General features: G+C 63.4%; 23 protein-coding genes. 11 read left to right on the top strand and 12 right to left on the bottom strand.

What is annotated here, in order from left to right; all coding sequences use genetic code 11:
* Positions 1-6: 6 nt before the first annotated feature.
* The 6 genes from FJ988_RS12510 to mnmE all read right to left on the bottom strand — a co-directional run bounded on the left by FJ988_RS12510 (position 7) and on the right by mnmE (position 7,118).
* Positions 7-639 (bottom strand): DUF1326 domain-containing protein, encoded by a 633-nt coding sequence (locus FJ988_RS12510; protein WP_407067749.1) that lies wholly within the window; start codon positions 637-639, stop codon positions 7-9.
* Positions 640-1,337: 698 nt separating this feature from the next.
* Positions 1,338-2,231 carry a ParB/RepB/Spo0J family partition protein gene (locus FJ988_RS12505; protein ID WP_140818001.1) on the bottom strand — a complete coding sequence of 298 codons (894 nt, stop codon included), beginning with the start codon at positions 2,229-2,231 and terminating at the stop codon, positions 1,338-1,340.
* Positions 2,232-2,296: 65 nt separating this feature from the next.
* Positions 2,297-3,094 (bottom strand): ParA family protein, encoded by a 798-nt coding sequence (locus tag FJ988_RS12500; RefSeq protein WP_140817986.1) that lies wholly within the window; start codon positions 3,092-3,094, stop codon positions 2,297-2,299.
* Positions 3,095-3,126: 32 nt separating this feature from the next.
* A complete protein-coding gene (gene rsmG, locus FJ988_RS12495; protein WP_140817983.1) occupies positions 3,127-3,768 on the bottom strand; it encodes a 16S rRNA (guanine(527)-N(7))-methyltransferase RsmG in 642 nt (213 codons plus the stop codon).
* Complete coding sequence (gene mnmG, locus FJ988_RS12490) at positions 3,765-5,639, bottom strand: tRNA uridine-5-carboxymethylaminomethyl(34) synthesis enzyme MnmG (RefSeq protein WP_140817980.1); 1,875 nt, start codon at positions 5,637-5,639, stop codon at positions 3,765-3,767. The genes rsmG and mnmG overlap by 4 nt, the downstream gene beginning before the upstream one ends.
* 165 nt (positions 5,640-5,804) lie before the next feature.
* On the bottom strand, positions 5,805-7,118 hold the full coding sequence (mnmE, locus tag FJ988_RS12485; RefSeq protein ID WP_140817977.1) for a tRNA uridine-5-carboxymethylaminomethyl(34) synthesis GTPase MnmE: 1,314 nt from the start codon (positions 7,116-7,118) through the stop codon (positions 5,805-5,807).
* Between the two features lie 66 nt (positions 7,119-7,184).
* Between mnmE and FJ988_RS12480 the strand changes: the two genes are divergently transcribed.
* Entirely contained in the window at positions 7,185-9,206 is a 2,022-nt protein-coding gene (locus FJ988_RS12480) for a thioredoxin domain-containing protein (RefSeq protein WP_140817975.1), read from the top strand.
* A 273-nt stretch (positions 9,207-9,479) separates the two neighbouring features.
* Here FJ988_RS12480 and rho read toward each other — a convergent pair whose 3' ends face one another.
* The 3 genes from rho to hemE form a co-directional block, all read right to left on the bottom strand.
* A complete protein-coding gene (gene rho, locus FJ988_RS12475; RefSeq protein WP_127230347.1) occupies positions 9,480-10,745 on the bottom strand; it encodes a transcription termination factor Rho in 1,266 nt (421 codons plus the stop codon).
* Positions 10,746-10,978: 233 nt separating this feature from the next.
* Positions 10,979-11,509, bottom strand: a complete 531-nt coding sequence (gene hemJ, locus FJ988_RS12470; protein ID WP_140817972.1) for a protoporphyrinogen oxidase HemJ — start codon at positions 11,507-11,509, stop codon at positions 10,979-10,981.
* Entirely contained in the window at positions 11,506-12,534 is a 1,029-nt protein-coding gene (gene hemE, locus FJ988_RS12465) for a uroporphyrinogen decarboxylase (RefSeq protein ID WP_140817970.1), read from the bottom strand. Before hemE ends, hemJ begins: the two co-directional genes overlap by 4 nt.
* A 401-nt stretch (positions 12,535-12,935) precedes the next feature.
* On the opposite strand from hemE, the gene FJ988_RS12460 reads away from it, so the two are divergent.
* From FJ988_RS12460 to dnaQ, 5 genes are all read left to right on the top strand, one after another.
* Positions 12,936-13,757 carry a pyruvate, water dikinase regulatory protein gene (locus FJ988_RS12460; protein WP_140817968.1) on the top strand — a complete coding sequence of 274 codons (822 nt, stop codon included), beginning with the start codon at positions 12,936-12,938 and terminating at the stop codon, positions 13,755-13,757.
* A 40-nt stretch (positions 13,758-13,797) separates the two neighbouring features.
* Complete coding sequence (locus tag FJ988_RS12455; protein WP_140817966.1) at positions 13,798-14,397, top strand: Maf-like protein; 600 nt, start codon at positions 13,798-13,800, stop codon at positions 14,395-14,397.
* Positions 14,390-15,220, top strand: coding sequence for a shikimate dehydrogenase (locus tag FJ988_RS12450; protein ID WP_140817964.1), 831 nt, complete (start codon positions 14,390-14,392; stop codon positions 15,218-15,220). The genes FJ988_RS12455 and FJ988_RS12450 overlap by 8 nt, the downstream gene beginning before the upstream one ends.
* Positions 15,220-15,825 carry a dephospho-CoA kinase gene (gene coaE / locus FJ988_RS12445; protein WP_140817962.1) on the top strand — a complete coding sequence of 202 codons (606 nt, stop codon included), beginning with the start codon at positions 15,220-15,222 and terminating at the stop codon, positions 15,823-15,825. Before FJ988_RS12450 ends, coaE begins: the two co-directional genes overlap by 1 nt.
* Positions 15,826-15,898: 73 nt before the next feature.
* Positions 15,899-16,603 carry a DNA polymerase III subunit epsilon gene (dnaQ, locus tag FJ988_RS12440; protein ID WP_140817960.1) on the top strand — a complete coding sequence of 235 codons (705 nt, stop codon included), beginning with the start codon at positions 15,899-15,901 and terminating at the stop codon, positions 16,601-16,603.
* Between the two features lie 155 nt (positions 16,604-16,758).
* On the opposite strand, the gene FJ988_RS12435 is transcribed toward dnaQ, so the two are convergent.
* From FJ988_RS12435 to FJ988_RS12425, 3 genes are all read right to left on the bottom strand, one after another.
* Entirely contained in the window at positions 16,759-17,046 is a 288-nt protein-coding gene (locus FJ988_RS12435) for a GIY-YIG nuclease family protein (RefSeq protein ID WP_140817958.1), read from the bottom strand.
* Between the two features lie 225 nt (positions 17,047-17,271).
* Entirely contained in the window at positions 17,272-17,763 is a 492-nt protein-coding gene (gene secB / locus FJ988_RS12430) for a protein-export chaperone SecB (RefSeq protein ID WP_140817956.1), read from the bottom strand.
* Between the two features lie 118 nt (positions 17,764-17,881).
* Positions 17,882-18,376 carry an FxsA family protein gene (locus tag FJ988_RS12425; protein WP_140817954.1) on the bottom strand — a complete coding sequence of 165 codons (495 nt, stop codon included), beginning with the start codon at positions 18,374-18,376 and terminating at the stop codon, positions 17,882-17,884.
* Between the two features lie 203 nt (positions 18,377-18,579).
* Here FJ988_RS12425 and FJ988_RS12420 point away from each other — a divergent pair, with 203 nt between their 5' ends.
* The 5 genes from FJ988_RS12420 (at position 18,580) to FJ988_RS12400 (ending at position 23,140) form a co-directional block, all read left to right on the top strand.
* Positions 18,580-19,287: a Tim44/TimA family putative adaptor protein gene (locus tag FJ988_RS12420; RefSeq protein WP_140817952.1), complete on the top strand. Its 708-nt coding sequence runs from the start codon at positions 18,580-18,582 to the stop codon at positions 19,285-19,287.
* Positions 19,288-19,311: 24 nt separating this feature from the next.
* A complete protein-coding gene (locus FJ988_RS12415; protein ID WP_140818452.1) occupies positions 19,312-20,415 on the top strand; it encodes a murein transglycosylase A in 1,104 nt (367 codons plus the stop codon).
* Entirely contained in the window at positions 20,412-20,936 is a 525-nt protein-coding gene (locus tag FJ988_RS12410; protein ID WP_140817950.1) for a Smr/MutS family protein, read from the top strand. The genes FJ988_RS12415 and FJ988_RS12410 overlap by 4 nt, the downstream gene beginning before the upstream one ends.
* Before the next feature lie 40 nt (positions 20,937-20,976).
* Entirely contained in the window at positions 20,977-21,339 is a 363-nt protein-coding gene (locus FJ988_RS12405; RefSeq protein WP_140818450.1) for a helix-turn-helix domain-containing protein, read from the top strand.
* A 460-nt stretch (positions 21,340-21,799) separates the two neighbouring features.
* Positions 21,800-23,140 (top strand): FAD/NAD(P)-binding protein, encoded by a 1,341-nt coding sequence (locus FJ988_RS12400; RefSeq protein ID WP_140817948.1) that lies wholly within the window; start codon positions 21,800-21,802, stop codon positions 23,138-23,140.
* Positions 23,141-23,306 lie beyond the last annotated feature (166 nt).

Genomic DNA, 23,306 nt, shown 5'->3' with positions numbered 1-23,306 from the left:
GCAGGGCTATTGCTGGCCGGACCAGTTGATCGGCGCGTAATGCCCGTTGCGGCGGGAATTGTCCCAGCTCATGCCATGGTCGCTGAAGGTGCTGCCTTCGACGCCCATCGCCATACCGAGCCAGTCGGGATTGACGGGATGGCCGGAAGCCACCCACATCTCGCCATCCTCGCGCATGGTCGGCAGCGGCTTGACCGCCAGCCGCATCACGCCCGCGATCTCCGCCGACCTCGTCTTGCCGTCGACCTGGTATTTCATCGGCACCTTCTTGGCGCCGAGATTGGTGCTGATCATCGGCGCGAAGGCCGCCATCGGACCGCCCGCGGCGCCGGTGAAGATCGCGCCCAGCGCTTCCGTCTGCCGGTCATCGGCCCTGTCGTCGATATAGGCGGCAGCCGTCCAGCTGCCTTCGGCCATCGGGCCAGGCGTATGCGCCACCATCGCGACATTGAGCCCGTCCAGTCGCACGTCGCCGAAATTGCCCTTGTCGATGTGAAAGACCAGACCGACATCGCAGACGCCTTTGGTCGGCTTCGATGTCAGCTGCGCGTTGGTGGATAAGAGGCAAGGACACACGACATCGCAGCTGCAATTTTCGAAATAGCTTCCAGACAATTGCCAACTGACTGCCATTTGCACCTCCCGTTCGCGTCGGCGCGTCGGCATTTTCGCTTTGGCGAGGCGGTGCCATTCCCGGTTGTGCCCGGGACCGGCAGATAGCCCTCGCCGCGACTGATCGGCACGCCAGGGCATAATTAAGATGTATCTAATAAAGGGTACGCCGTTGACCGGCGGTGTCAAGCAGAGCCACCATGCTGAGCCGATGAAGCCGACACTTCCTCGTGCCGGCTTGGATATCGGTGGCCGCTAGCGGGGCAGAGATTGGGCGATGCTTCGTCGCCCGATGCCGACGTCGGCGATTGGCGAAAGCCGATGTGCCAGCTGATCTCCCCCCTCGTGGGGGAGATGTCCGGCAGGACAGAGAGGGGCGCTGTCCCACCGACTTCTCAGCACTTTGTTCGCAGGAACCGACGCGTCGTCATCCTCGGCTGGATCATCCGTGGCCCTTCGTCGTGGGCGTGAATTCCGAGTCTAACACGCATCCCTTTGCTTCTTCGCCCTTGAAGGCAGCGTTCCTTCGCGCCCCCCTCTGCCCTGCCGGGCATCTCCCCCACGAGGGGGGAGATTGGCCGTCACCACCGCCTTCGCCAATTACCCCGCAAAGGAAAAGGGCCGGCGCAACCGCCAGCCCTCACTGTCTATCACCGATATATCAGCCGTATCCAACCTTAAGCCAGAACCTCAAACCCCGCCAAATTCCATTGCACCCCAATCGCCTACCGCTCGTCCTTCAGCCGCCGGCACAACTCATCGAGCTGGTCCAGCGACCGGTAGTCGATCCGCAGCGTGCCGCCCTTGGGCTTATGCTCGATCGAGACGATCATGCCGATCGTGTCGGTGATCAGCTTTTCCAGGGCCAGCGTGTCGGGGTCCTTGTTCGGTTTACTCGGCGCCGACTTCGCCTTCGCCGGCGTAGGGCCGGCGGGCGTCTGCGCCAGCGCTTCGGCCTGGCGCACCGAGAGCCCTTCCTCGACGATGCGCTTGGCGAGACCGGCCGGGTCCTCGGCGGTCACCAGCGTGCGGGCATGGCCGGCCGACAGATCGCCGTCGACCAGCATCGAGTGAATGACGTCGGGCAGTTTCAGCAAGCGAAGCGTGTTGGCGACATGGCTGCGGCTCTTGCCGATCACCTGGCCGAGATCGGCCTGGGTGTAGCCATGCTCGTCGATCAGCTGCTGATAGCCTTGCGCCTCTTCCACGGGATTGAGATCGGCGCGCTGCACATTCTCGATGATCGCCAACTCGAGTGCGGTGCGGTCGTTGACGTCGCGCAGGATCACCGGGATCTCGGTGAGACCCGCTCGCTGCGCCGCGCGCCAGCGCCGCTCGCCGGCGATGATCTCGTAGCGCCCCGGCTGCGACGGCGACGGCCGCGCCACCACCGGCTGCACCACGCCATGCTCGCGGATCGACTGGGCAAGGTCAGTGAGCTCGGCGTCGCCGAAATGCCGCCGGGGGTTCTTCGGATTCGGGCTGACGAATTCGATCGGCACCTTGCCGTCCGCCGCCACCGTTGCCTTCGGCTGTTCCGGCGCCGCCGGCCGGTCGATCTCGCCGATCAGCGCCGCGAGGCCACGGCCCAGTCTTTTTCTTGATTGGTCTTCGCTCATTATACTGCCCAGATCGTTTCGGAATCGAATCGGCTAATTAACCAAAGCCCGCAAGCCGCTGAAGCTCAGGCCGCGCGCAGCTTGCGCTCGCGTCGAATCACCTCGGAAGCGAGCTGCAGATAGGCCTGGCTGCCGGAGCATTTCAGGTCGTACAGGATTGCCGGCTTGCCGTAGGACGGCGCTTCGGAAATGCGCACATTGCGCGGAATGATGGTCTCGTAGACCTTGTCGCCCATATGGGTGCGCACATCCTGCACCACCTGGTTGGCGAGGTTGTTGCGGCCGTCATACATGGTGAGCACGATGCCCTGGATGGTCAGGTCCGGATTGATCGTGCGGCGCACCTGCTCGACCGTCTCGAGCAGCTGGCTGAGACCTTCGAGCGCAAAAAACTCGCACTGCAGCGGCACCAGAACCGAATCGGCCGCCGCCATCGAATTCAGCGTCAACAGATTGAGCGAGGGCGGGCAATCGATCAGCACATAGCCGAAATCGGCCGAGCGTTCCGCCGCGGCGCGCAGCGCATTGCGCAGCCTGAGCACGCGGTCCGGCGCCGAGGCGATTTCCATTTCGATGCCGAGCAGATCGAGCGTGGAAGGAACGATCGACAGGCCGGGCACCGCTGTCGGCAAGGCCGCCTGTTCCAGATCAAGCTCGCCGGTCAGCACGTCATAGGACGAGACAGTGCGGTCCTTGCGGTCGATGCCGAGACCGGTCGAGGCATTGCCCTGCGGGTCGAGGTCGATGATCAGCACGCGCTCGCCGATCGCGGCCAGCGCCGTGGCCAGGTTGATCGCAGTCGTCGTCTTGCCGACGCCGCCCTTCTGGTTGGCGACTGTGATGATACGCGGTGCTGTGCTCATGGGCCTGTGCCGGTAATTCATTTGCCAGTAACTCATTCGCTTGTCGCCGGGCGCAATTCGCTGATGTCGAGGATGACGCCGTGAGGGTCGGTCATACTCGAATGTTCTACCAGATCGAAGCCCCAGCGGTGAGTGCTTTCTTCCACCTCGGCGCGGTAATCCCGGCCTTTGTGGAAAAGCGCGCGCGCCTTTTTGGTCAACCAGAGCGCCGACAGATCAAGCAAGTCCGGAAGTGCTGCGAGCGCCCGCGCCGTGACGATTTCCGGTTCCCGAACAAGTGCATAGCTGTCGTCGATGCGCCGCGCGATCACACGCGCCGGCAGATCGAACTGGCCGACGACCGACTGCAGGAACGAGGCCTTCTTGCGGTTGCTTTCGACCAGATCGATCGAAGCGCCTGGGCGCTCCGCCAATAGGAAGCCGAGCACCAGACCGGGAAAGCCACCGCCGGAGCCGAGGTCGACCCAGCGCGTTGCGGCGGGCGCCAACCGCGCAAGCTGGGCGCTGTCCAGGATATGACGGCGCCAGACATCATCCAGCGTCGAAGGCGCCGCGAGATTGATGCTGCGGTTCCACTTCAGGAACAGTTGTTCGAAGGCTTGCAGCCGCTCGAATGTTTCACGTGAAACTGGCCCTGCCGCCTTTTGCAGGGCTTCCCAGGCATCGGCACTCACGCCACATCCCTTCGCGCGGCGAGCTCGGCATTGCGCACATGCGCGACGATGATCGCCAAGGCCGCCGGGGTCATGCCTTCCATGCGCTGCGCATCAGCGATCGAGCGTGGCTCCCGCGTCTTCATCTTCTGCTTCAGCTCGTTCGAAAGCCCAGGCACATCCGAGAAGTCGATAGCTTCCGGAATAAGCCGCGACTCCTCATACCTGATTTGCGCAACATCGGCCTGCTGCCGATCGAGATAGACGGAATATTTCGCTTCCGTTTCAAGCCGCTCGACCGTCTTGGCGTCGAGTTCGCCAAAACGCGGCTCGACGCGAGCGAGCCAGGCCATGTCGACGCCCGGATGCGCCAACAATTCATAGGCCGAGCGGCGCACGCCGTCCTTGTTGATCTCCAGTCCGTGCCGAGCCGCTTCGTTCGGCGTCCAGGCCACGGATTTCGCCAGATCGCGGGCCCGATCCAGCTTCTGCGCCATCTCGCCAAAACGATGCAGCCGCCGCGGCGACGCAATGCCGAGCTTTCCGGCCAGCGGCGTCAGCCGCTCATCGGCGTTGTCGGCGCGCAGCGACAGCCGGAACTCGGCGCGCGAAGTGAACATGCGGTAGGGCTCGGCAATGCCGCGGCTGGTGAGGTCGTCGACCATCACGCCGATGTAAGCTTGCGTGCGGCTGAGCACGATCTGCTCATCTCCCGCTGCCTTGCGCGCGGCATTGAGGCCAGCGAGAAGACCCTGGGCTCCAGCCTCCTCGTAACCGGTCGTGCCGTTGATCTGCCCGGCCAGGAACAGGCCAGCAACCCGCTTGGTCTCCAGCGTCGTGTCCAGTTCGCGCGGATCGACATGGTCATACTCGATGGCATAGCCGGGCTGCAGCATCGTTGCCTTTTCCAGCCCGGGAATGGTCTTCAATATGTCGAGCTGCACGTCTTCCGGCAGCGAGGTCGAGATGCCGTTCGGATAGACGGTATCGTCGTCGAGGCCTTCCGGCTCGAGAAAAATCTGGTGACCCTCGCGGTCGCCGAACTTGACGATCTTGTCCTCGATCGACGGGCAGTAGCGCGGCCCGACGCCTTCGATCGAGCCGGAATACATGGCGGAGCGGCCAAGATTGGCGCGGATCAACTCATGTGTGGCCGGCATGGTCCGCGTAATGCCACAATGGATCTGTGGGTTGACGATCGCGTCGGTCAGGAGCGAGAACGGCACCGGATGCTCGTCAGCTGCTTGGCTTTCCAGCGAGGCCCAATCAATGGTGCGGCCATCGAGGCGAGGGGGCGTCCCGGTCTTGAGGCGCCCGAGCTTGAAACCGGCGCGGGCCATTGTGGCCGACAGCCCATGGCTTGCCTGCTCGTTCATGCGGCCGGCAACGATCTTCCTCTCGCCGATATGGATCAGTCCGCGCAGGAAGGTGCCGGTGGTCAAAACCACCGCGCCGCAGGCAAGCCGGCGGTCGCCGGACACTTGAACGGCAGCGATCCGCCCGTCAACGATTTCAAAGTCGAGAACCTCGCCCTCGACCACATCGAGATCGTTCTGCTGCCGAATCGCTTCCTGCATCGCCAGCCGATAGAGCTTGCGGTCGGCTTGGGTTCGCGGCCCGCGCACGGCCGGACCCTTGCGGCGGTTGAGCAGGCGGAATTGAATGCCGGCGGCGTCGGCGATGCGGCCCATCAGCCCGTCCATTGCGTCGATCTCGCGCACGAGATGGCCTTTGCCGAGACCACCGATGGCCGGGTTGCAGGACATCACGCCGATCGTGTCAAAGCGCAAAGTCACTAGCGCGGTCCTGGCGCCGGCGCGCGCTGCGGCACTTGCCGCCTCGCATCCAGCATGACCGCCGCCCACCACCACCACATCATAGTGATTGGTCATTTGAAGAATCCGCTTTCAGAGATCGACCGACACATGTCTCCGCGGCAGCGCCCTGTCAAGGATGAAGGCTGGACTCGTTTCACGTGAAACATCGATCCGGTGGCTTTCATAAGTGTTTCACGTGAATCACTGCAGGGTGAAGGGTGGCCCTGTGTTTCACGTGAATCATTTACCGATGCAGAATTGCGAGAAGATGACGTCCAGCAGGTCTTCAACGTCAACGGCGCCGACGATCCGACCAAGGCGATCCGCCGCCAGGCGCAATTCCTCCGCCTGCAACTCCGCCCGATTGCCGGCCAACGCGGTGCCCAGGAAATCCCTGGCCTCGCCCAACAGCTCGACGTGCCGAAGCCGAGAAGGCAGGACATCACCGGCATCGCCGGCCCCATCCTCTGCCCGTCGCCCGATCTCTTCCAGCAATTCCGTCAATCCCGTCCCAACGATCGACGAAATGGTAAAATCATACCCGCCCGAGCCTACGGCCTTGAGGTCGACCTTCGTTCCGACGCGAAGTAGCGGAACACCGACCGGTACGTGGCTGACAGGCAAGGGATCGGCCATGTCCTCCAGCAGAAGGATAAGATTGGCGTCGGCGGCCCTGCTGCGCGCCTTCTCGATTCCGATCGCCTCAACCTTGCCGGACGATTCGCGCAACCCGGCGGTGTCGACGATCCGTACGCGCATGCCGTTCAGATCAAGAACGACTTCGAGCAAATCTCTGGTGGTGCCCGGCTCGTCGGTGACGATTGCAGCTTCGCGCCGCGCCAGTGCGTTGAACAGGCTGGACTTACCGGCATTCGGCGCGCCCAGGATGACCACCTCGAAACCGTCGCGGATGATCTCGGCAGCCTTGTAGCCGTTAATATGCCGCTCTATCTCCCCAACCAGGGCAGAGACATCCGACCAGACCGTATCCGAAACGGATCCCGGCACATCCTCTTCATCGGCGAAGTCGATCTCCGCTTCGATCATCGCTCGGGCATGGATTAGCCGCCGGCGCCAGCTCGCGTAAAGCTCGCTCTGCGCGCCTTCCGCATTGCGAACCGCAAAGCGCCGCTGCGCTTCGGTCTCAGCATTGACCAGATCGGCCAGCGCTTCGGTTTCGACCAGATCGAGCCTGCCGTTGAGAAAGGCGCGCCGCGTGAATTCGCCCGGCTCCGCATGCCTGACACCATCGAAACTGGTGACCGTCTCCAGCATCTTGGCCGCGACCGCTCGGCTGCCATGAACATGGAACTCGGCGACGTCCTCGCCGGTGAAACTTCCGGGCCCCGGAAAGAAGATGACTAGGCCGTGGTCGATGGTCGAGCCATCGGCCGCCTTCAGCCGCCGCAACGTGGTGAACCGACCCTTAACAGGCCCTGCCATCGTTTCGATGACGAATCGAGTCTGCGGTCCCGAAATACGGATCGCTGCGATGCCGGCGGGCAGCCGGCCGCTTGAGAGCGCGACGATCGAATCCTTAAATTGGGAAACCATTTGCCCGACCTACCGAACCGCCCTAGCGTCTCTTCTCACTCAAATGACAATACCGAGCCGCCGATCGTGACCTTGCCTGCCAAGAACCTGCTCGCCGAAGAGGCGAGCCCCTACCTGCAGCAGCACAGCGACAATCCCGTGCATTGGCGGGGCTGGTCGCCGGCGGCGCTTGCAGAAGCCAGGGAACTCGGGCGGCCGATCCTGCTCTCCATCGGTTACGCCGCCTGCCACTGGTGCCATGTCATGGCACATGAAAGTTTCGAGAACGACGCCGTCGCCGCCGTCATGAACCGGCTCTATGTGAATATCAAGGTCGATCGAGAGGAGCGGCCCGACATCGACCAGATCTATATGGCGGCACTTCATGCCATGGGCGAGCAAGGCGGCTGGCCGCTGACCATGTTCCTGACGCCCGACGGCAAGCCGTTCTGGGGCGGAACCTATTTTCCGCGCGAGGCGCGCTACGGGCGGCCGGGCTTCATCCAGGTGCTGGAAGCGGTCGACAAGGCCTGGCGCGAAAAGCAGCAAAGCCTCGCCGAAAGCGCGGACGGGCTGACCGCCCATGTCGAGCAACGGCTGGCCGGCGGCAAGGGCAGGGCCATCCTCGACCGCGACGCGCTGGCCGACCTCGCCGGACGCATCGACGGCATGATCGACCGCGATCTCGGTGGCCTGCAGGGTGCGCCAAAGTTCCCCAATGCGCCGTTCATGCACGCGCTTTGGCTTTCCTGGCTGCGCGACGGTCAGACGGTGCATCGCGATGCCGTGTTGATCAGCCTGGAAAAGATGCTCGCCGGCGGCATCTACGATCATGTCGGCGGCGGCCTCTCGCGCTATTCGACCGATGCCGAATGGCTGGTGCCGCATTTCGAAAAAATGCTCTACGACAATGCCCAGCTCATCCGCCTGTGCAATTGGGCCTATGCCGCCACGGGCAACAGCTTGTTCCGGGTACGAATCGAAGAGACCGTCGCCTGGCTGCTGCGTGAGATGCGGGCCGAAGGCCGCGCCTTTGCCGCCAGCCTCGATGCGGACAGCGACGGCGAGGAGGGGCTTTTCTACACCTGGAGCCGCGACGAGATCGAAGCCGCGCTAGGCGACGATGCCTCAACCTTCTTCCGCTATTTCGAGCTCGCCGCGCCGCATGGTTGGGAAGGCAAGCCGATCGTCCGCCAGAGCGAGGCGCAGCAACGTGAGGGTATCGCCGACTATGCCCAGCTCACGCCGCTGAAGGCGAAACTGTTGGAGATCCGGGAAAAACGCGTCAGGCCGGGCCGCGACGGCAAGGCGCTGACCGACTGGAACGGCCTGATGATCGCGGCGCTCGCCGAAGCGGGCCGTTCGCTCGGCAGGCGCGACTGGATCGACGCCGCGGCAAAGGCCTTCGCCCATATCGTCAAGGCCGGCCAGGATGGCCGCCTGCCCCACTCCATGCTTGGCGCCAAGAAACTCTTCCCGGCGCTGTCGAGCGACTATGCCGCAATGACCAACGCGGCGATCGCGCTGCTCGAGGCAACCGGCGATCCGGCCTATTCGGCGCAGGCGAAGAAATTCAGCGACGAGCTCGACCGCTGGCATCTCGATGGCGAAAAAACCGGCTACTGGCTGACCGCCTCAGACAGCCGCGACGTGCCGATCCGCATCCGCGGCGATGTCGACGAGGCTATTCCCTCGGCGACCAGCCAGATTGTCGAGGCCTTGGTTCGGCTGTCCTCGCTGAGCGGCGATCTCGATCTCTGGGAAAAGGCTTCGTCAATCGCCGAGCATGCCATGGGCCGCGCCGCGCAGCAGGTCTACGGCCAGGCCGGCATCGTCAACGCCTGCGCGTTGGTGCTCGAACCGCTGAAACTGGTGTTGGTCGATTCCGCAGAGAATCCAAGCCTTGTTCCGGTTGCGAATCGGAATCCGGATCCGCGCCGTGTCGATATCGTCGTGCCGATTGGTACGGAGGCGAATCGAGCGCTGTTGCCAGGCGGCGTGTTGCCGGCGGCCGACAAGCCAGGCGCTTGGTTCTGCACTGGGCAAGCTTGTTTGCCTGCGGTGACTGATGCGGGGGAATTGGAGAACTTACTGCGGCGAATGGCGTGATCGCCATCGACCATTAACAAGCGCCGGCGCCGCCCCTCATCTGGCTGCCGCCATCTTCTCCCCGTAAACGGGGAGAAGGGAGCTGTTGCCGCCGCCTTCGCCAATCACCATCGTTGCAGAAAAAGCGCTGCGGCCACATCCAGCCTCTTTCTCCCCGTTTACGGGGAGAAATGCCCGGCAGGGCAATGAGGGGCGGCGCCGACTTCTCTAATTGTCGCCGGACCCGCGCAGCCTCGTTCGACAGAGCGAGGAAGCGCCACCCGCCCCCGCCAATCACGTATTCATCGAATCGAAGAAGTCCGCGTTGGTCTTGGTCTGCTTGAGCTTGTCGATGAGGAACTCGATCGCGTCGGTGGTGCCCATCGGCGCCAGGATGCGGCGCAGCACGAAGATCTTCTGCAGGTCCGCGCGCGGCACGAGCAGGTCTTCCTTGCGGGTGCCGGACTTGAGGATGTCCATCGCCGGATAGATGCGCTTGTCGGCCACCTTGCGGTCGAGCTGGATTTCGCAGTTGCCGGTGCCCTTGAATTCTTCGAAGATGACTTCGTCCATGCGGCTGCCGGTGTCGATCAGCGCGGTGGCGATGATGGTCAGCGAGCCGCCTTCCTCGATGTTGCGGGCGGCGCCGAAGAAGCGCTTCGGACGCTGCAGCGCGTTGGCGTCGACACCGCCGGTCAGCACCTTGCCGGATGACGGCACGACGGTGTTGTAGGCGCGGCCGAGGCGGGTAATCGAATCGAGCAGGATGACGACGTCGCGGCCATGCTCGACCAGGCGCTTGGCCTTCTCGATGACCATTTCGGCGACCTGCACGTGACGCGCGGCCGGCTCGTCGAAGGTGGACGAAATCACCTCGCCCTTCACCGAGCGCTGCATGTCGGTCACTTCTTCCGGACGCTCGTCGATCAGAAGCACGATCAGATAGCATTCCGGATGATTGGCGGTGATCGAGTGCGCGATGTTCTGCATCAGCACCGTTTTACCGGTACGCGGCTGCGCGTTGATCAGTGCGCGCTGGCCCTTGCCAATCGGCGCGACCAGGTCGATCACGCGCGGCGAGATGTCCTTCGAGGTCGGATTGTCGACCTCCATCTTCAGCCGCTTGGTCGGATAGAGCGGTGTGAGATTGTCGAAGTGGATCTTGTGACGGATCTTTTCGGGATCGTCGAAATTGATGGTGTTGACCTTGAGCAGCGCGAAATAGCGCTCGCCCTCTTTCGGGCTGCGGATCGGCCCTTCGACCGTATCGCCGGTCTTGAGCGAAAAGCGCCTGATCTGCGACGGCGAAATATAGATGTCGTCGGGACCCGGCAGGTAATTGGCATTTGCCGAGCGCAGGAAGCCGAAACCGTCCTGCAGCACCTCGACCACGCCGTCACCGATGATTTCGATGTCTTGCGCGGCGAGCTTCTTCAGGATCGCAAACATCAGCTCCTGCTTGCGCATGACGCTGGCGTTCTCCACCTCGAGCGATTCGGCATAGGCGATCAGCTCTGGCGGCTTCTTGTTCTTGAACTCTGCGAGTTTCATTTCTTGCATTAGATAGACTCTGGGTAGGCTTTGGAGAGGAAAATCGGCTGGATACGACAAAATGCCGGGCGCGGCCGAAAGCGAGTAAAGGGGCGGCGCATGACGGGAAGGAAGACCCGTCTTGTATCGTCGCTCGCCTGAAAGAGCAAGCCGACTTTTGCGGAGGTCTGGCCGGATGGAAGAGGCCTAGAGCATCATCCCGAAAAGTGGAAACCGGTTTTCGGATAAGATCATGCTTCGATCTAAAACGGCTTCACAACAACCAGGATGACGATGACGATCATCAGCAATGTGGGGATTTCGTTGACGATCCGCCAGTGCCTTGCCGGCTTTTCGTTCTTGTCCTCGGCGAATTTCCGCACCGCGCCGGCGAGATAGCCATGCAGGCCGGACAGCACGAGCACCAACGCGATCTTGGCGTGCAGCCAGCCACCCTGGAAATGGAAGATCTTCCAGGCCATCCATAGGCCGAACACCCAGGTCACGATCATCGCCGGATTGATGATGCCCCTCAGCAGCCGGCGCTCCATCACCTTGAAGGTTTCGGACTGCACCGAGCCCTTTTCGGCATCGACGTGATAGACGAAGAGCCGCGGCAGATAGAGCATACCGGCCATCCAGGCGATGACGGCGATGATGTGGATCGCCTTGGCCCACGGATAGAAGCCGTCGCCCGCCACATAAAAAAGCAGCACCGTCGCCACCACCAGAACGGCAATGCCGATCGCCATGCGCTTCATCGCCTGGCCGGTGCTGTTGTCGTTGCTGCTCATCGGTGGCTCCTCACCTGTTTCACCATCGCCTCGACATGCGCCACCGGCGTTTCCGGCGTGATGCCGTGGCCGAGGTTGAAGATCAGCGGTCCGCCACCCAAGCTCTTCAGAATGGAATCGACGCCGTCGGCCAGCGCCTTGCCGCCGGCGACCAGCCGCAGCGGATCGAGATTGCCTTGCACCGCGCCTTCTCTCTGCAACTCCCTTGCCATCGACAGCGGCACGGTCCAGTCTAGGCCGAGGCCGGTGATGCCGGTCTTTGCCCTGTAGTCGCGATAACGTTCGCCCGCGCCCTTCGGAAATCCGATCACCGGAACATCCGGATGCGCCGCCTTCACTTGCCGAACGATCTCGGCCACCGGCTCGACGCAGAAAGCTTCGAAAGAAACCTCGTCGAGCACGCCCGACCACGAGTCAAAGATCTGCACGACATCGGCGCCGGCCTCAATCTGGCGAATGAGATAGGCGGCCGAATGATCGGCCAGGATCTTCAGAAGCCTGCCAAAAGCCTCCGGCTCGCGATAGGCGAAAAGCCGGGCCGGGCCCTGATCCGGCGTGCCGTGGCCGGCAATCATATAGGTCGCCACCGTCCAGGGCGCGCCGCAGAAGCCGATCAGCGTCGTCTCACCCGGCAGTTTGGCGCGCAACCGGCGCACCGTCTCGTAGACCGGTTCGAGATTCACGTGAAACATATCGCCGTCGAGCGCCGGAATCTCAGAAGCTGTAATCGGCTTCAGGATCGGTCCGCGGCCCTCCTCGAAGCGCACGTCGCGACCGAGCGCATTGGGCACCACGAGAATGTCGGAAAACATGATCGAGGCATCGAAGCCGAAGCGCTCGATCGGCTGTAGTGTCACTTCGACCGCAAGATCGGGATCGTAGCAGAGATCGAGGAAGGAGCCGGCTCGCTTCCTGGTCTCGCGATACTCCGGCAGATAGCGGCCAGCCTGGCGCATCATCCAGAGCGGCGGCGGTGAAACCGTCTCGCCCTTGAGGACGTCCAGCATGATCCGTTTCCCAGCCATTCGGCGCTGCCCTCTCCAGCTCTCTTAAATCAAATATCTATTTTAAAAGAGTCTTCTGATTCTAAGAGTCTGTTGGTTGTGGTGGTTGCGACCTGTCCAATCCGCCGCCCCGAAATGCCAGTCAGCATATTGTCGCGCATTCGCATTCGCAATTTGGAGGGATCTGGGGACGAATCGGATTCCCGCTTTGGAGTCAGCGGCTTGCTATCTCGCAACCGCGCCCATGGCTGTGGATGAAATCGCTGGAGAAAAAATGATCCCCGGTTTTGTCCCCAGCGCTCCGACAAAGCCGACAGCGGGGCGAATTGTGGACAAGGTGTCATCTGATACAGTCGCCTCGAACGGCCGGGCTTCTTCATCCAGCCTTGTCCACAATTGCCCACAGCCAGGACCTACCCCCTGTGAACAAACCGCAAAGCTTCTTCCATCTGCATCTGATCTCCGACGCCACCGGCGAAACGCTGCTGGCGGCAGGCCGCGCCGCGTCCGCGCAATACAAGGATGCGCGCGCCATCGAGCACATCTATCCGCTGATCCGGACGGAGAAGCAGGTGGCCAAGGTCTTCGAGGACATCGATGAAGAGCCCGGCATCATCCTCTACACCGTCGTCGACCAGAAGCTGGCGCGCTCGATCGACGAGCGTTGCGCGGCGATGGGCCTGCCTTGCGTCTCGGTGCTCGAACCTGTGCTCACGGTCTTCCAGTCCTATCTCGGTACGCCGGCCGGCCGCCGCGTCGGCGCCCAGCATGTGCTCGACGCGGAATATTTCCGCCGCATCGATGCCTTGAACTTCACCTTGGAGCATGACGATGGCCAGCTGCCGGCCAATATGGACGATGCCGATATCGTGCTGATCGGCATCTCGCGCACCTCGAAGACGCCGACCTCCATCTATCTCGCCAATCGCGGCATCAAGACCGCCAACATCCCGATCGTGCTCGGCGTGCCGCTGCCCGAAAGCCTGCTCGAGGCCAAGAAACCGCTGATCGTCGGCCTCGTCGCCACAGCCGAGCGCATCTCGCATGTGCGGCAGAACCGCATCCTCGGCAACACCAGCACCTTCGTTCCCAATGATTATGTCGACCGCGCGACGATCAACGAGGAGCTCGCCTATGCGCGCCAGCTCTGCTCCAGGCATGGCTGGCCGATGATCGACGTCAGCCGCCGCTCCATCGAGGAAACGGCTGCGGCCATCGTTGCCCTGAGAGGGAAGAACAGATAACCCATTGCGCCGATCAACCGGGACGCGATGGCGCAGGAACATGACCGAAAAAATCATCCTCGCCTCTGGCAGTCCCTACCGCAAGGCGATGCTCGTCAATGCTGGCCTCGACATCGAAGCGGTGCCGGCCGATGTCGACGAGCGCGCGCTCGAAGCTCCGCTGCAGGACAGCGGCGCGTCGCCGGAAGATGTCGCCTCGATCCTGGCCGAAGCCAAGGCGACCGAGGTCAGCGAGCGCAAGCCCGGCGCCCTGGTGCTGGGCTGCGACCAGACCCTGTCGCTCGGCGACGAGGTGTTTCACAAGCCCGCCGACATGGAAGGCGCGCGCCGCCATCTGCTCGCGCTGTCGGGCAAGACGCATCAATTGAACAGTGCCGCGGTGCTGTGCCGCGACAGTGAGGTGCTGTGGCGCCATGTCGGCATCGCCAGCCTCACCATGAGGAAACTCGATCCGGCCTTTATCGGCCGGCATCTCGCCCGCGTCGGCGCCAAGGCGCTGTCCAGCGTCGGCGCCTACCAGATCGAGGGTGAAGGCATCCAGCTGTTCGAAAAGGTCGAGGGCGACTATTTCACCATTGTCGGTCTGCCGCTCTTGCCGCTGCTGAAGGAGCTGCGCGCGCTGGGAGCGATCGATGGCTGAAAAGAAAGCTTTCGTTACCGGCCACCCCATCGCGCATTCGCGCTCGCCGAAAATCCATGGCCACTGGCTGAAGACCTATGGCATTGACGGCAGCTACGAGGCGATCGATGTTCAGCCAGTGAATTTTTCGTCCTTCCTGGAAGCGCTGGGCGAAAACCGCTTTCGCGGCGGCAACGTCACCATCCCGCACAAGGAAGCGGCCTTTGCCGGCGTCGCCCGCCGCGACGAGGCGGCCGACGCGATTGGCGCGGTCAACACGCTGTGGTTCGAAGATGGCGTTCTGTGCGGCGGCAATACGGACGGCTACGGCTTCGCCGCCAATCTCGACGAGCATGCGCCGGGCTGGGCGGCCAATGGCCCGGCCGTGGTGCTCGGCGCCGGCGGTGCCTCCCGCGCAATCATCCATGCGCTAAAGGAGCGCGCGGTGAAGGATATCCGCATCGTCAACCGCACGCTCGCCAGGGCCGAGGAACTCGCGCGCCACTTCGGGCCCGGCGTTTCGTCACATGGCGCCGAGGCGGTTGATGAACTGCTCGCCGATGCCGGGCTGCTGATCAACACCACGGCGCTCGGCATGCATGGCGACGGCCTTGCCGCCGATCCGGCTGGCCTGCCGGGCCATGCCATCGTCACCGATCTTGTCTATGTGCCGCTGGAAACGCCATTGCTTGCCGCCGCCAAGAAGTGCGGACTGAAAACGGTGGACGGTCTGGGCATGCTGCTACATCAGGCGGTGCCGGGCTTCGAGCGTTGGTTCGGCGTAAAGCCCGAGGTGACGGCCGAGCTGCGCCGCATGATCGTCGCCGATATCGAGGCTCATTGATGATCGTGCTCGGCCTCACCGGATCGATCGGCATGGGCAAGTCGGCCACGGCGAAAATTTTCGCCGAGGCCGGCGTTCCCGTGCATGATTCCGACGAGACCGTGCATCGTCTCTATTCCGGCAAGGCAGCACCCTTGGTCGAAGCGGCCTTCCCGGGCACCACGCATCAAGGCGTCGTCGACCGGGTGAAGCTCGCTGGCAAGGTGCTCGCCGATCCGGCCGCGCTGAAGCAGCTCGAGGCGATCGTGCATCCGCTGGTGCGCGCCGACGCCGATGCGTTTCTGGCCAAACATCGCGCCGCCGGCGCGCCGGTCGCGGTGCTCGACATCCCGCTGCTTTTCGAGACCGGCGGCCGCAACCGCGTCGACAAGGTCGTGGTCGTCACGGCCGCGCCCGAGATCCAGCGCGCCCGAGTGCTGGCCAGGCCCGGCATGAGCGAGGAGAAGTTTTTGTCGATCCTCGCAAAGCAGGTGCCGGATGCCGAAAAGCGCCGCCAGGCCGATTCCGTCATCGACACCGGCCATGGCTTCGATGCGGCGCGCCAGGCGGTCGACGCGATCATCGCCGAACTTACAGGGGATAAGCCCGCGAAGCCGCGCTCCTGACTCTTGTTGTCAGCATGAGCCATTGCCATTTTGTTCCGGTCCATGATTGTGCTCTCAGGAGCAAACTGATTCGATGCGTGAGATCATCTTCGATACCGAAACCACCGGCCTCGATCTGCGCGACGACCGCATCATCGAGCTTGGCGGCGTCGAGCTGGTCAACCGCTTCCCGACCGGCCGCACTTTCCACAAATTCATCAACCCGCAGGGGCGCGCCATCCATGCCGAGGCGCAGGCCGTGCACGGCATCAGCGCTGACGATCTTGTCGGTAAGCCAGTATTCGCCGAAATCGTCGATGAGTGGTTGGCTTTCACCGACGGCGCCAAGCTGATCGCGCACAACGCCACCTTCGACCTTGGCTTCCTCAATCTCGAATATAGCCGGCTCGACCAGCCGGCCATCGATCCCGGCCGCATCATCGACACTTTGGCGCTGGCGCGCCGCAAGCATCCGATGGGCCCGAACTCGCTCGACGCGCTCTGCCGCCGCTACGGCATCGACAACACCCGCCGCACCAAGCACGGCGCCCTGTTGGACTCGGAATTGCTGGCCGAGGTCTATATCGAGCTCATCGGCGGCAAGCAGGCCGCGCTGGTGCTGGAGGCGGTCGCCGTACAGATGAACGGCTCCGGCGAGGTCGCCGATATCGACATCTCGGTCGGCGCCCGGCCGATCGCGCTGCCGCCGCGGCTGACGGAAGCCGACCGCGCGGCGCATGCCGGGCTGGTCGGTACGCTGGGCGAAAAGGCGCTTTGGCTGAAGCTGGCGGTGGGGTGAGCTGTTAGCCCCCGAACAGCCTGTCGAGATTAGCCGAAACTTTCGCGCCATCGTCATCCTAGGGCGGAGCAAGGAGCGAAGCGACGCGCGCAGACCCTAGGATCCATGCCGTGACACTGATGCTATGCTCCGGCGGTGCAAGAAACCGGGCGGAGCTACCACCCTGTTCCGCGGAAAAGCTCGAACCATTCCGGGTTGGTCTTCTCGATCAACTCGATCTTCCATTGTCGCGGCCAGCGCTTCAATGACTTCTCGCGTTGGATGGCGTCGGCAATGTCGAAATATTCTTCATACCAGACCAGCCGCTGCACGCTGTAGCGACTGGTGAAACGCGAGCCAGTGCCCGCTTTGTGCTCCGGCATGCGGCGGCCAAGATCGCTGGTGACACCGATATAGATCGTGCCGCCCTTCTGGCTTGCGGTCATATAGACATAGCCGGTCATCGTTTCAGGGTAGCGAGCATTGATGCGCGCACAAGGGCATTCCTGGTCCGCCGCATTCTACAGCTGATGTCACGGCATGGATCCTAGGGTCTGCGCGCGTCGCTTCGCTCCTTGCTCCGCCCTAGGATGACGATGAAAAGGGCGCTCTCGCCAATCTCCAACGTCTCCAACAAAAAAGCCCGGCCGAAGCCGGGCTCTCGATAGAGCGTGCAGCGCCGAATCTTCTCAGCTCACCTGGACCTTGCTCGCCGCCTGGTCCTCGGCAATCCGCTGCTGGAACATCTGCGCGAAGTCGATCGGGTCGAGCATCAGCGGCGGGAAGCCGCCATTGCGGGTCGCGTCGGCGATGATCTGGCGGGCGAAGGGGAACAAAAGCCGCGGGCACTCGATGAACAGGATCGGCAGCATGTGCTCCTGCGGGAAGCCCGAAATGGCGAAGACGCCGCCATAGACCAGCTCGACATTGAACAGCACTTCCTGGTCGAAGGAAGCCTTGGCGTTCAACGTCAAATTGACGTCGAACTGCTTGTCGGACAGCGGGTTGGCGTTGACGTTGACGTTGATGGCGATGCCCGGAGCCTTGTCGCGGCCGCGCAGCGAGTTCGGCGCGCCGGGGCTCTCGAAGGACAGGTCCTTCACATACTGGGCAAGCACGTTGAGCGAGGGCTGGGTTCCGTTGCCGTTGGCGGCCGCCGGGGCGTCGTCATTGCTGGCCATGAGCCTATAGTCCTTTTGCCTGGGCAGCCTTGCTGACCGGATTGAAATCGCGGGTTCGCTACCATGGCCGGCAGCACAAGACAAGTTTTGCCGGTTCGAGCCGATCAGACCTTTGCGGCTAATCGTTTTTCAGCCGCCGCCATGGCGAATTATGGTCCGGCCGGCTCGGATAATCGTCGCGCGAATAGTCGTTGTCGTCGAGGTCGATGACCTTGTCGCGCCGGCGCGCCGAAAAGCCGCCGCTGAAATTTGTCGCCATGACGATGCGGCCCTTGAGCCGGCTCCAGGCGAAGTCGCGCACCGGCGGCAGTAAGAGAAGAAGGGCGAAGATGTCGGTGATGAAGCCCGGGATGATGAGCAGGATCGCCGCCAGCACGATCATGGCGCCATGCGCCAGCTGGCGGCTCGGATCGCGGCCGGCGTCCATCTCGGCCCGCACCCGCGCCATCACGCCGAAACCCTGATGCCTGAGCAGAAGCATGCCGGCGAGGCTGGAAAGGATGACCAGGGCGACCGTCGCCAAAGCGCCGACTTCGCGACCGACAATGACGAAGCCGGCGATTTCCAAGAGCGGCAAAAGCAGCAGGAACAGCGGAATGAACGAAACGCGCAAGTCTTGACCGATCGCTTTCTTCTTTTATGGCCCGGCGGCACTATCGCCGCTGGCCTTGGCGCCCTTAGATAGGTATGGCTGCCTTTGATTTGAATGATTGCGCCTGCCGTTCTATATGCTTTGAGTGTTGAACGCTATGCGACCGCGGCCTCGGCTTGAGGCATGCCGGTCCGGCCAGGACAGGGATCGAGTTGGCGGAAAATATGGGTTTCTTCGACTTCGGCACGATTTTCTTCTTGATTGCGGCGGTTGTGATCTTTTTCCAGCTGCGCAACGTGCTCGGACGTCGCACCGGCAACGAGCGGCCGCCCTTCGATCCGTATTCGGCGAGCCGCACGCGCGAGCAGGACGCCGCGCAAGGACCCGAAAACGTCGTCTCGCTGCCGCGCAAGCGCCTGCCGGGTGAAGCCGCCGCCGACGCCTATGCCGATATCGACGCCTTCGCCAAGCCCGACACCGACCTCAACAAGGGCCTGCGTACGATCAAGGACAATGACCCGACGTTCGAGCCCAAGGGCTTCATCGACGGCGCCAAGCAGGCTTACGAGATGATCGTCATGGCCTATGCCGACGGCGACCGCAAAACGCTGAAGAACCTTCTGTCCCGCGAGGTATACGACGGTTTCGTCGCGGCCATCGGCGAGCGCGAGGCGAAGTCGGAAAAGATCCAGTCGTCCTTCGTCGGCATCGACAAGGCCGACATCGTCGCCGCCGAAATGAAGGGCTCGGAAGCGCATATCACGCTGCGCGTCGTCTCCGAGCTCATCTCCGCGACCCGCGACAAGGCCGGCGCCGTCATCGACGGCGATCCGGAAACCGTCGCCGAGGTCAAGGATGTCTGGACCTTCGCCCGCGACACCCGCTCGCGCGACCCGAACTGGAAGCTCGTCGCCACCGAGGAAGAAGACTAGGTCCAGGCGGCTGAGGCCCCGGTGGTGCCGCTCTCTCCCACATTCAGCGAGAAGTCTTTCAGCGACCTGCCCGGCTGGGGCGATGACGACCATGCCGCGGCCTTTGCCGCCTTTCGCCGCTCCGCCTTCCATGCGCCGGTAAAACCCTATCGCACCGGTTCGCTCGGCGTCGGTTTCGACGCTTTCGCCGAGGCCTATGCGGAAGCCCGCGCCGTTTCGGAGCCGAATCGGTCTGAGGCGCGCGCCTTCTTCGAGCGGCATTTCGTTCCGATGCTGGTGAAGGCCGAGACTGGCGCAGGGCTGGTCACCGGCTTCTACGAGCCTGAGGCCGAGGCTTCGCCGGTCAGGACGGAGCGCTTCGTCGTGCCGCTGCTGTCGCGGCCCGCCGACCTGATCGACATCGACGACGCCAACCGCCCGGCCGGCATGGATTCCTATCTCGCCTTCGCGCGAGACACGCCGGCGGGCCCGGTCGAATATTTCGACCGCGGCACGATCGAACGCGGCGCGCTTGCCGGCCAAAACCTCGAAATCGCCTGGCTGGCCGAAAAGGTCGACGCCTTCTTCATCCACGTGCAGGGCGCGGCGCGGCTGAAGATGACCGACGGCAGGCTGAGCCGCGTCACCTATGCCGCGAAATCGGGCCAGCGCTTCACCGGCCCCGGCAAGATTCTGAGCGAGCTCGGCGAAATCCCGCTGGAAAAGGTGACGATGCAGTCGATCCGCGCCTGGTTCAAGGCGCACCCGGATCGCGTCGACGAGATCCTGTGGCAGAACCGCTCCTATATTTTCTTCCGCGAGGCGCCGGTGGACGATGCTTCGCTTGGGCCCATCGCCGCGGCCAAGGTGCCGCTGACGCCGGGGCGGTCGGTGGCGGTCGACCGGCTGCTGCACACTTTCGGCACGCCCTTTTACATCGACGCGCCGACGCTGACCGCCTTCGACCAAAAGCCGTTCCGGCGGCTGATGATCGCGCAGGACACCGGCTCGGCCATCACCGGACCGGCGCGCGGCGATCTCTTCGCCGGCTCCGGCGACGCCGCCGGCGAGATCGCCGGCGTGGTCCGCAACGCGGCGGATTTTTATGCCCTGGTGCCTCGCGGCCTGCTTGCCGGAGGCCGACCATGAGCCGCGGCAATGATCATCTGAGCGAAGCCGACCGCATCCTGTGGAACCTGGTGGCGCGCTCGGCGCGGCCGTTGAAGGGCAAAAATTCGGTCGAGATCCCCGACATCATCGAGCCGAAGCCCGAGCCGGCCGCAGCTCCCGTCAACGGCGTTGCGGCGCCGGCTGCGAAGCCGAAGACGCAGCATGTGGCGCATGCGCTGGACGACCAGACGCTCAACAAGCTGAAAAAAGGCCGGTTGCCGATCGAAGGCCGCGTCGACCTGCACGGCATGACGCAGGACGAAGCCTATTCGCTGCTGCTCACATTCCTCAACCGCGCGCATGCCGGCGGCATCCGCTATGTGCTGATCATCACCGGCAAGGGCTCGTCCTCAGGCGGCGACGGCATATTGCGCCGCGCCGTGCCCGCCTGGCTGTCGACGCCGGCCTTCCGTCATCTGGTCTCCAGCCACGACCATGCCGCCCGCAACCATGGCGGCTCGGGCGCGCTCTATGTCCGGCTGCGGCGCACGCGTTCATGAGGGAGGCGGGCATGAGGAAGCGGTGGATGAGCACGGCGTCATGACCCCGTTCGGCGAGAAGCTCAGGGCCTTGCGCGCCGAACGCGGCGTCAGCCAGAAGGCGATGGCGCAAGCGATCGGGGTCAGCGCCGCTTATCTCTCGGCGCTCGAGCACGGCCGCCGCGGCGCCCCGACCTGGACGCTGATCCAGAAGATCATCGGCTATTTCAACATCATCTGGGACGACGCCGAGGATCTTGCGCGGCTCGCCGAGAGCTCGCATCCAAGGGTGCGGATCGACACGTCGGGCCTGTCGCCGGCAGCGACGGAACTGGCGAACCTTCTGGCGGAGAGCATCGAGAAGCTCGATGAGGCGGAGCTGCAGAAAATCACGGCATTGGTTCGGACCGTGTTGCGCCGATAGTTTTCTCGGATGCACCTGAGCTCCGTCATCCACGGGCGGAGCGGGAGCGAAACGGACGCGCAGACCCGAGGATCCATGCCGTTACGTCCATGGCGTCCCTCTACAGTGCAGAACCAGGGCCATCCGCGACAAGGGTCTGCGCGTGTCGCTGCGCTCCTTGCTCCGCCCTGGAATAACGACCACGGGATCGGCCCAGCCAATCGCTTGGCGGTCGTTCCAGCGAACCAAAACTCCTCCTGTCACGCCGTTTCGGTAAATCCATGCTTCAAATCGCCGGCGAATTGGCAAACTGTTTTCGTGTGCGCGGCGGTTAGTATAGTAATCTTATCAACATTGGGAGTGAGAGAACGATGCGCGACCTTCTCAAGACCGTTCCGGCGATCGTTAGTGGCCTGCGGCAATTGCCGCCCGCATCGGCCGCCGTGCGCTGATCGCTCAAGTCGAAATCCGGCTCGCAACCATGGTTGGACGCGGCAACTCCATCATCATTGTCGGCGGCGGCGCCAGCGGCGTCGTGCTTGCCGCGCATCTTTTGATGTCATCTAACCCCGATCTGCGCGTCACTCTGATCGAGAAGCGGCCGCATTTCGGCCAGGGCATGGCCTATTCCACCCTCTTGTCGGCGCATGTGCTCAACGTGAAAGCCTCCGGGATGAGCGCCTATGCCGACGATCCCGCCCATTTCGCGCGCTGGGTGCTGGAGCGCGGCTTCGCCAAACCCGATCAAGGGCCGTTCTATGCGCCGCGCAGCCTCTATGCGCGCTACCTGAGAGAGTTGCTCGACGATCTGGTGGAACGCGAGCGCGAGACCGGCCGGTTGCGGCTGATTGCCGAGGAAAGCCTGTCGATCTCGCCGACGCCGGCCGGTGTCGAGGTGGTGCTTGCCAACGGCACCAGCGTCGTTGGCCATCTGGCCGTTCTGGCCACCGGCCATGACGAGCAGCCCGGCGCCTTCCAGGGCCAGGCCATCCGCATGGGCTCCGAGGCCGATACCGCTCTCGATCCCGAAGCCCCGGTCCTGCTGCTTGGCACGGGCCTCAGCATGGTCGACGCCTTCCTGTCGCTGGAGCAGCGCGGTCATCGCGGCGCAATCATCGCCGTGTCGCGGCGCGGCCTGCTGCCTTCGCCGCATCGCAAGGGCGACCCGATCAAGCTTGATGTCGCCGACATTCCGCTCGGCACCGAGCTTTCCTATTTCGTCGGCTGGTTCCGCAACCTGATCCGCGACAACCAGAAGGCCGGCGGCGACTGGCGCGACGTCGTCGACGGCTTGAGGCCCTTCAACCAGACCATCTGGCAGAACTGGCCGTCCTCGGCCAAGCGCCGCTTCGTCGAGCACACCAAGGCTTGGTGGGACATCCACCGCCACCGCATGGCCCCGGAAGTCTATGCGCAGGTCACCGAAGCGGTCCAGTCAGGCCGCATCCGCCTCGTCGCCGGCCGGGTGGTGGATGTCGAGCCGAATGACGGTTTTGTCGTCAAAATCCAGCCGCGTGGAACGCAGGACATCGAGACGCTGGAGGTCGCGCGCATCTATGACTGCATGGGCATCGCCCGCGACATTTCGCGGACGTCGAACGGCGTCGTGCGCTCGCTGGTCGAGCGCTCGCTGGCGCGGCCGGACCCGCTGCGCCTCGGCCTCGACGTCACCGCCAGATGCGAGCTGATCGCGGCCGACGGTACGGTGTCGTCGAAGCTCCTCGCCGTAGGACCGCTGACGCGTGGCACCTTCTTCGAGATCGACGCCATTCCCGACATCCGCGTGCAATGCGCGAAACTCAGCAAGCTGCTGCTGGGGTAGGCATTCAGCCGTTGGCCTGAAATTCCATTCCCCGTCTCGCCGCCTGATTGGCACGATCTATCTTCTTTCCGAAGGCAAAGGGCTGGAAAAGACGGGGCGCGCGATCCGCGAAGCCGGAATGGATTCCGCCGGCTCGATGCGCAAGATTGCGAACACCCGCGTCGAT

The sequence above is a fragment of the Mesorhizobium sp. CU3 genome, assembly GCF_006442965.1.
Lineage (GTDB): Bacteria > Pseudomonadota > Alphaproteobacteria > Rhizobiales > Rhizobiaceae > Mesorhizobium.
The sequence above is the reverse complement of the archived record's forward strand: the minus strand, read 5'-3'. Positions and strand labels throughout refer to the sequence as shown.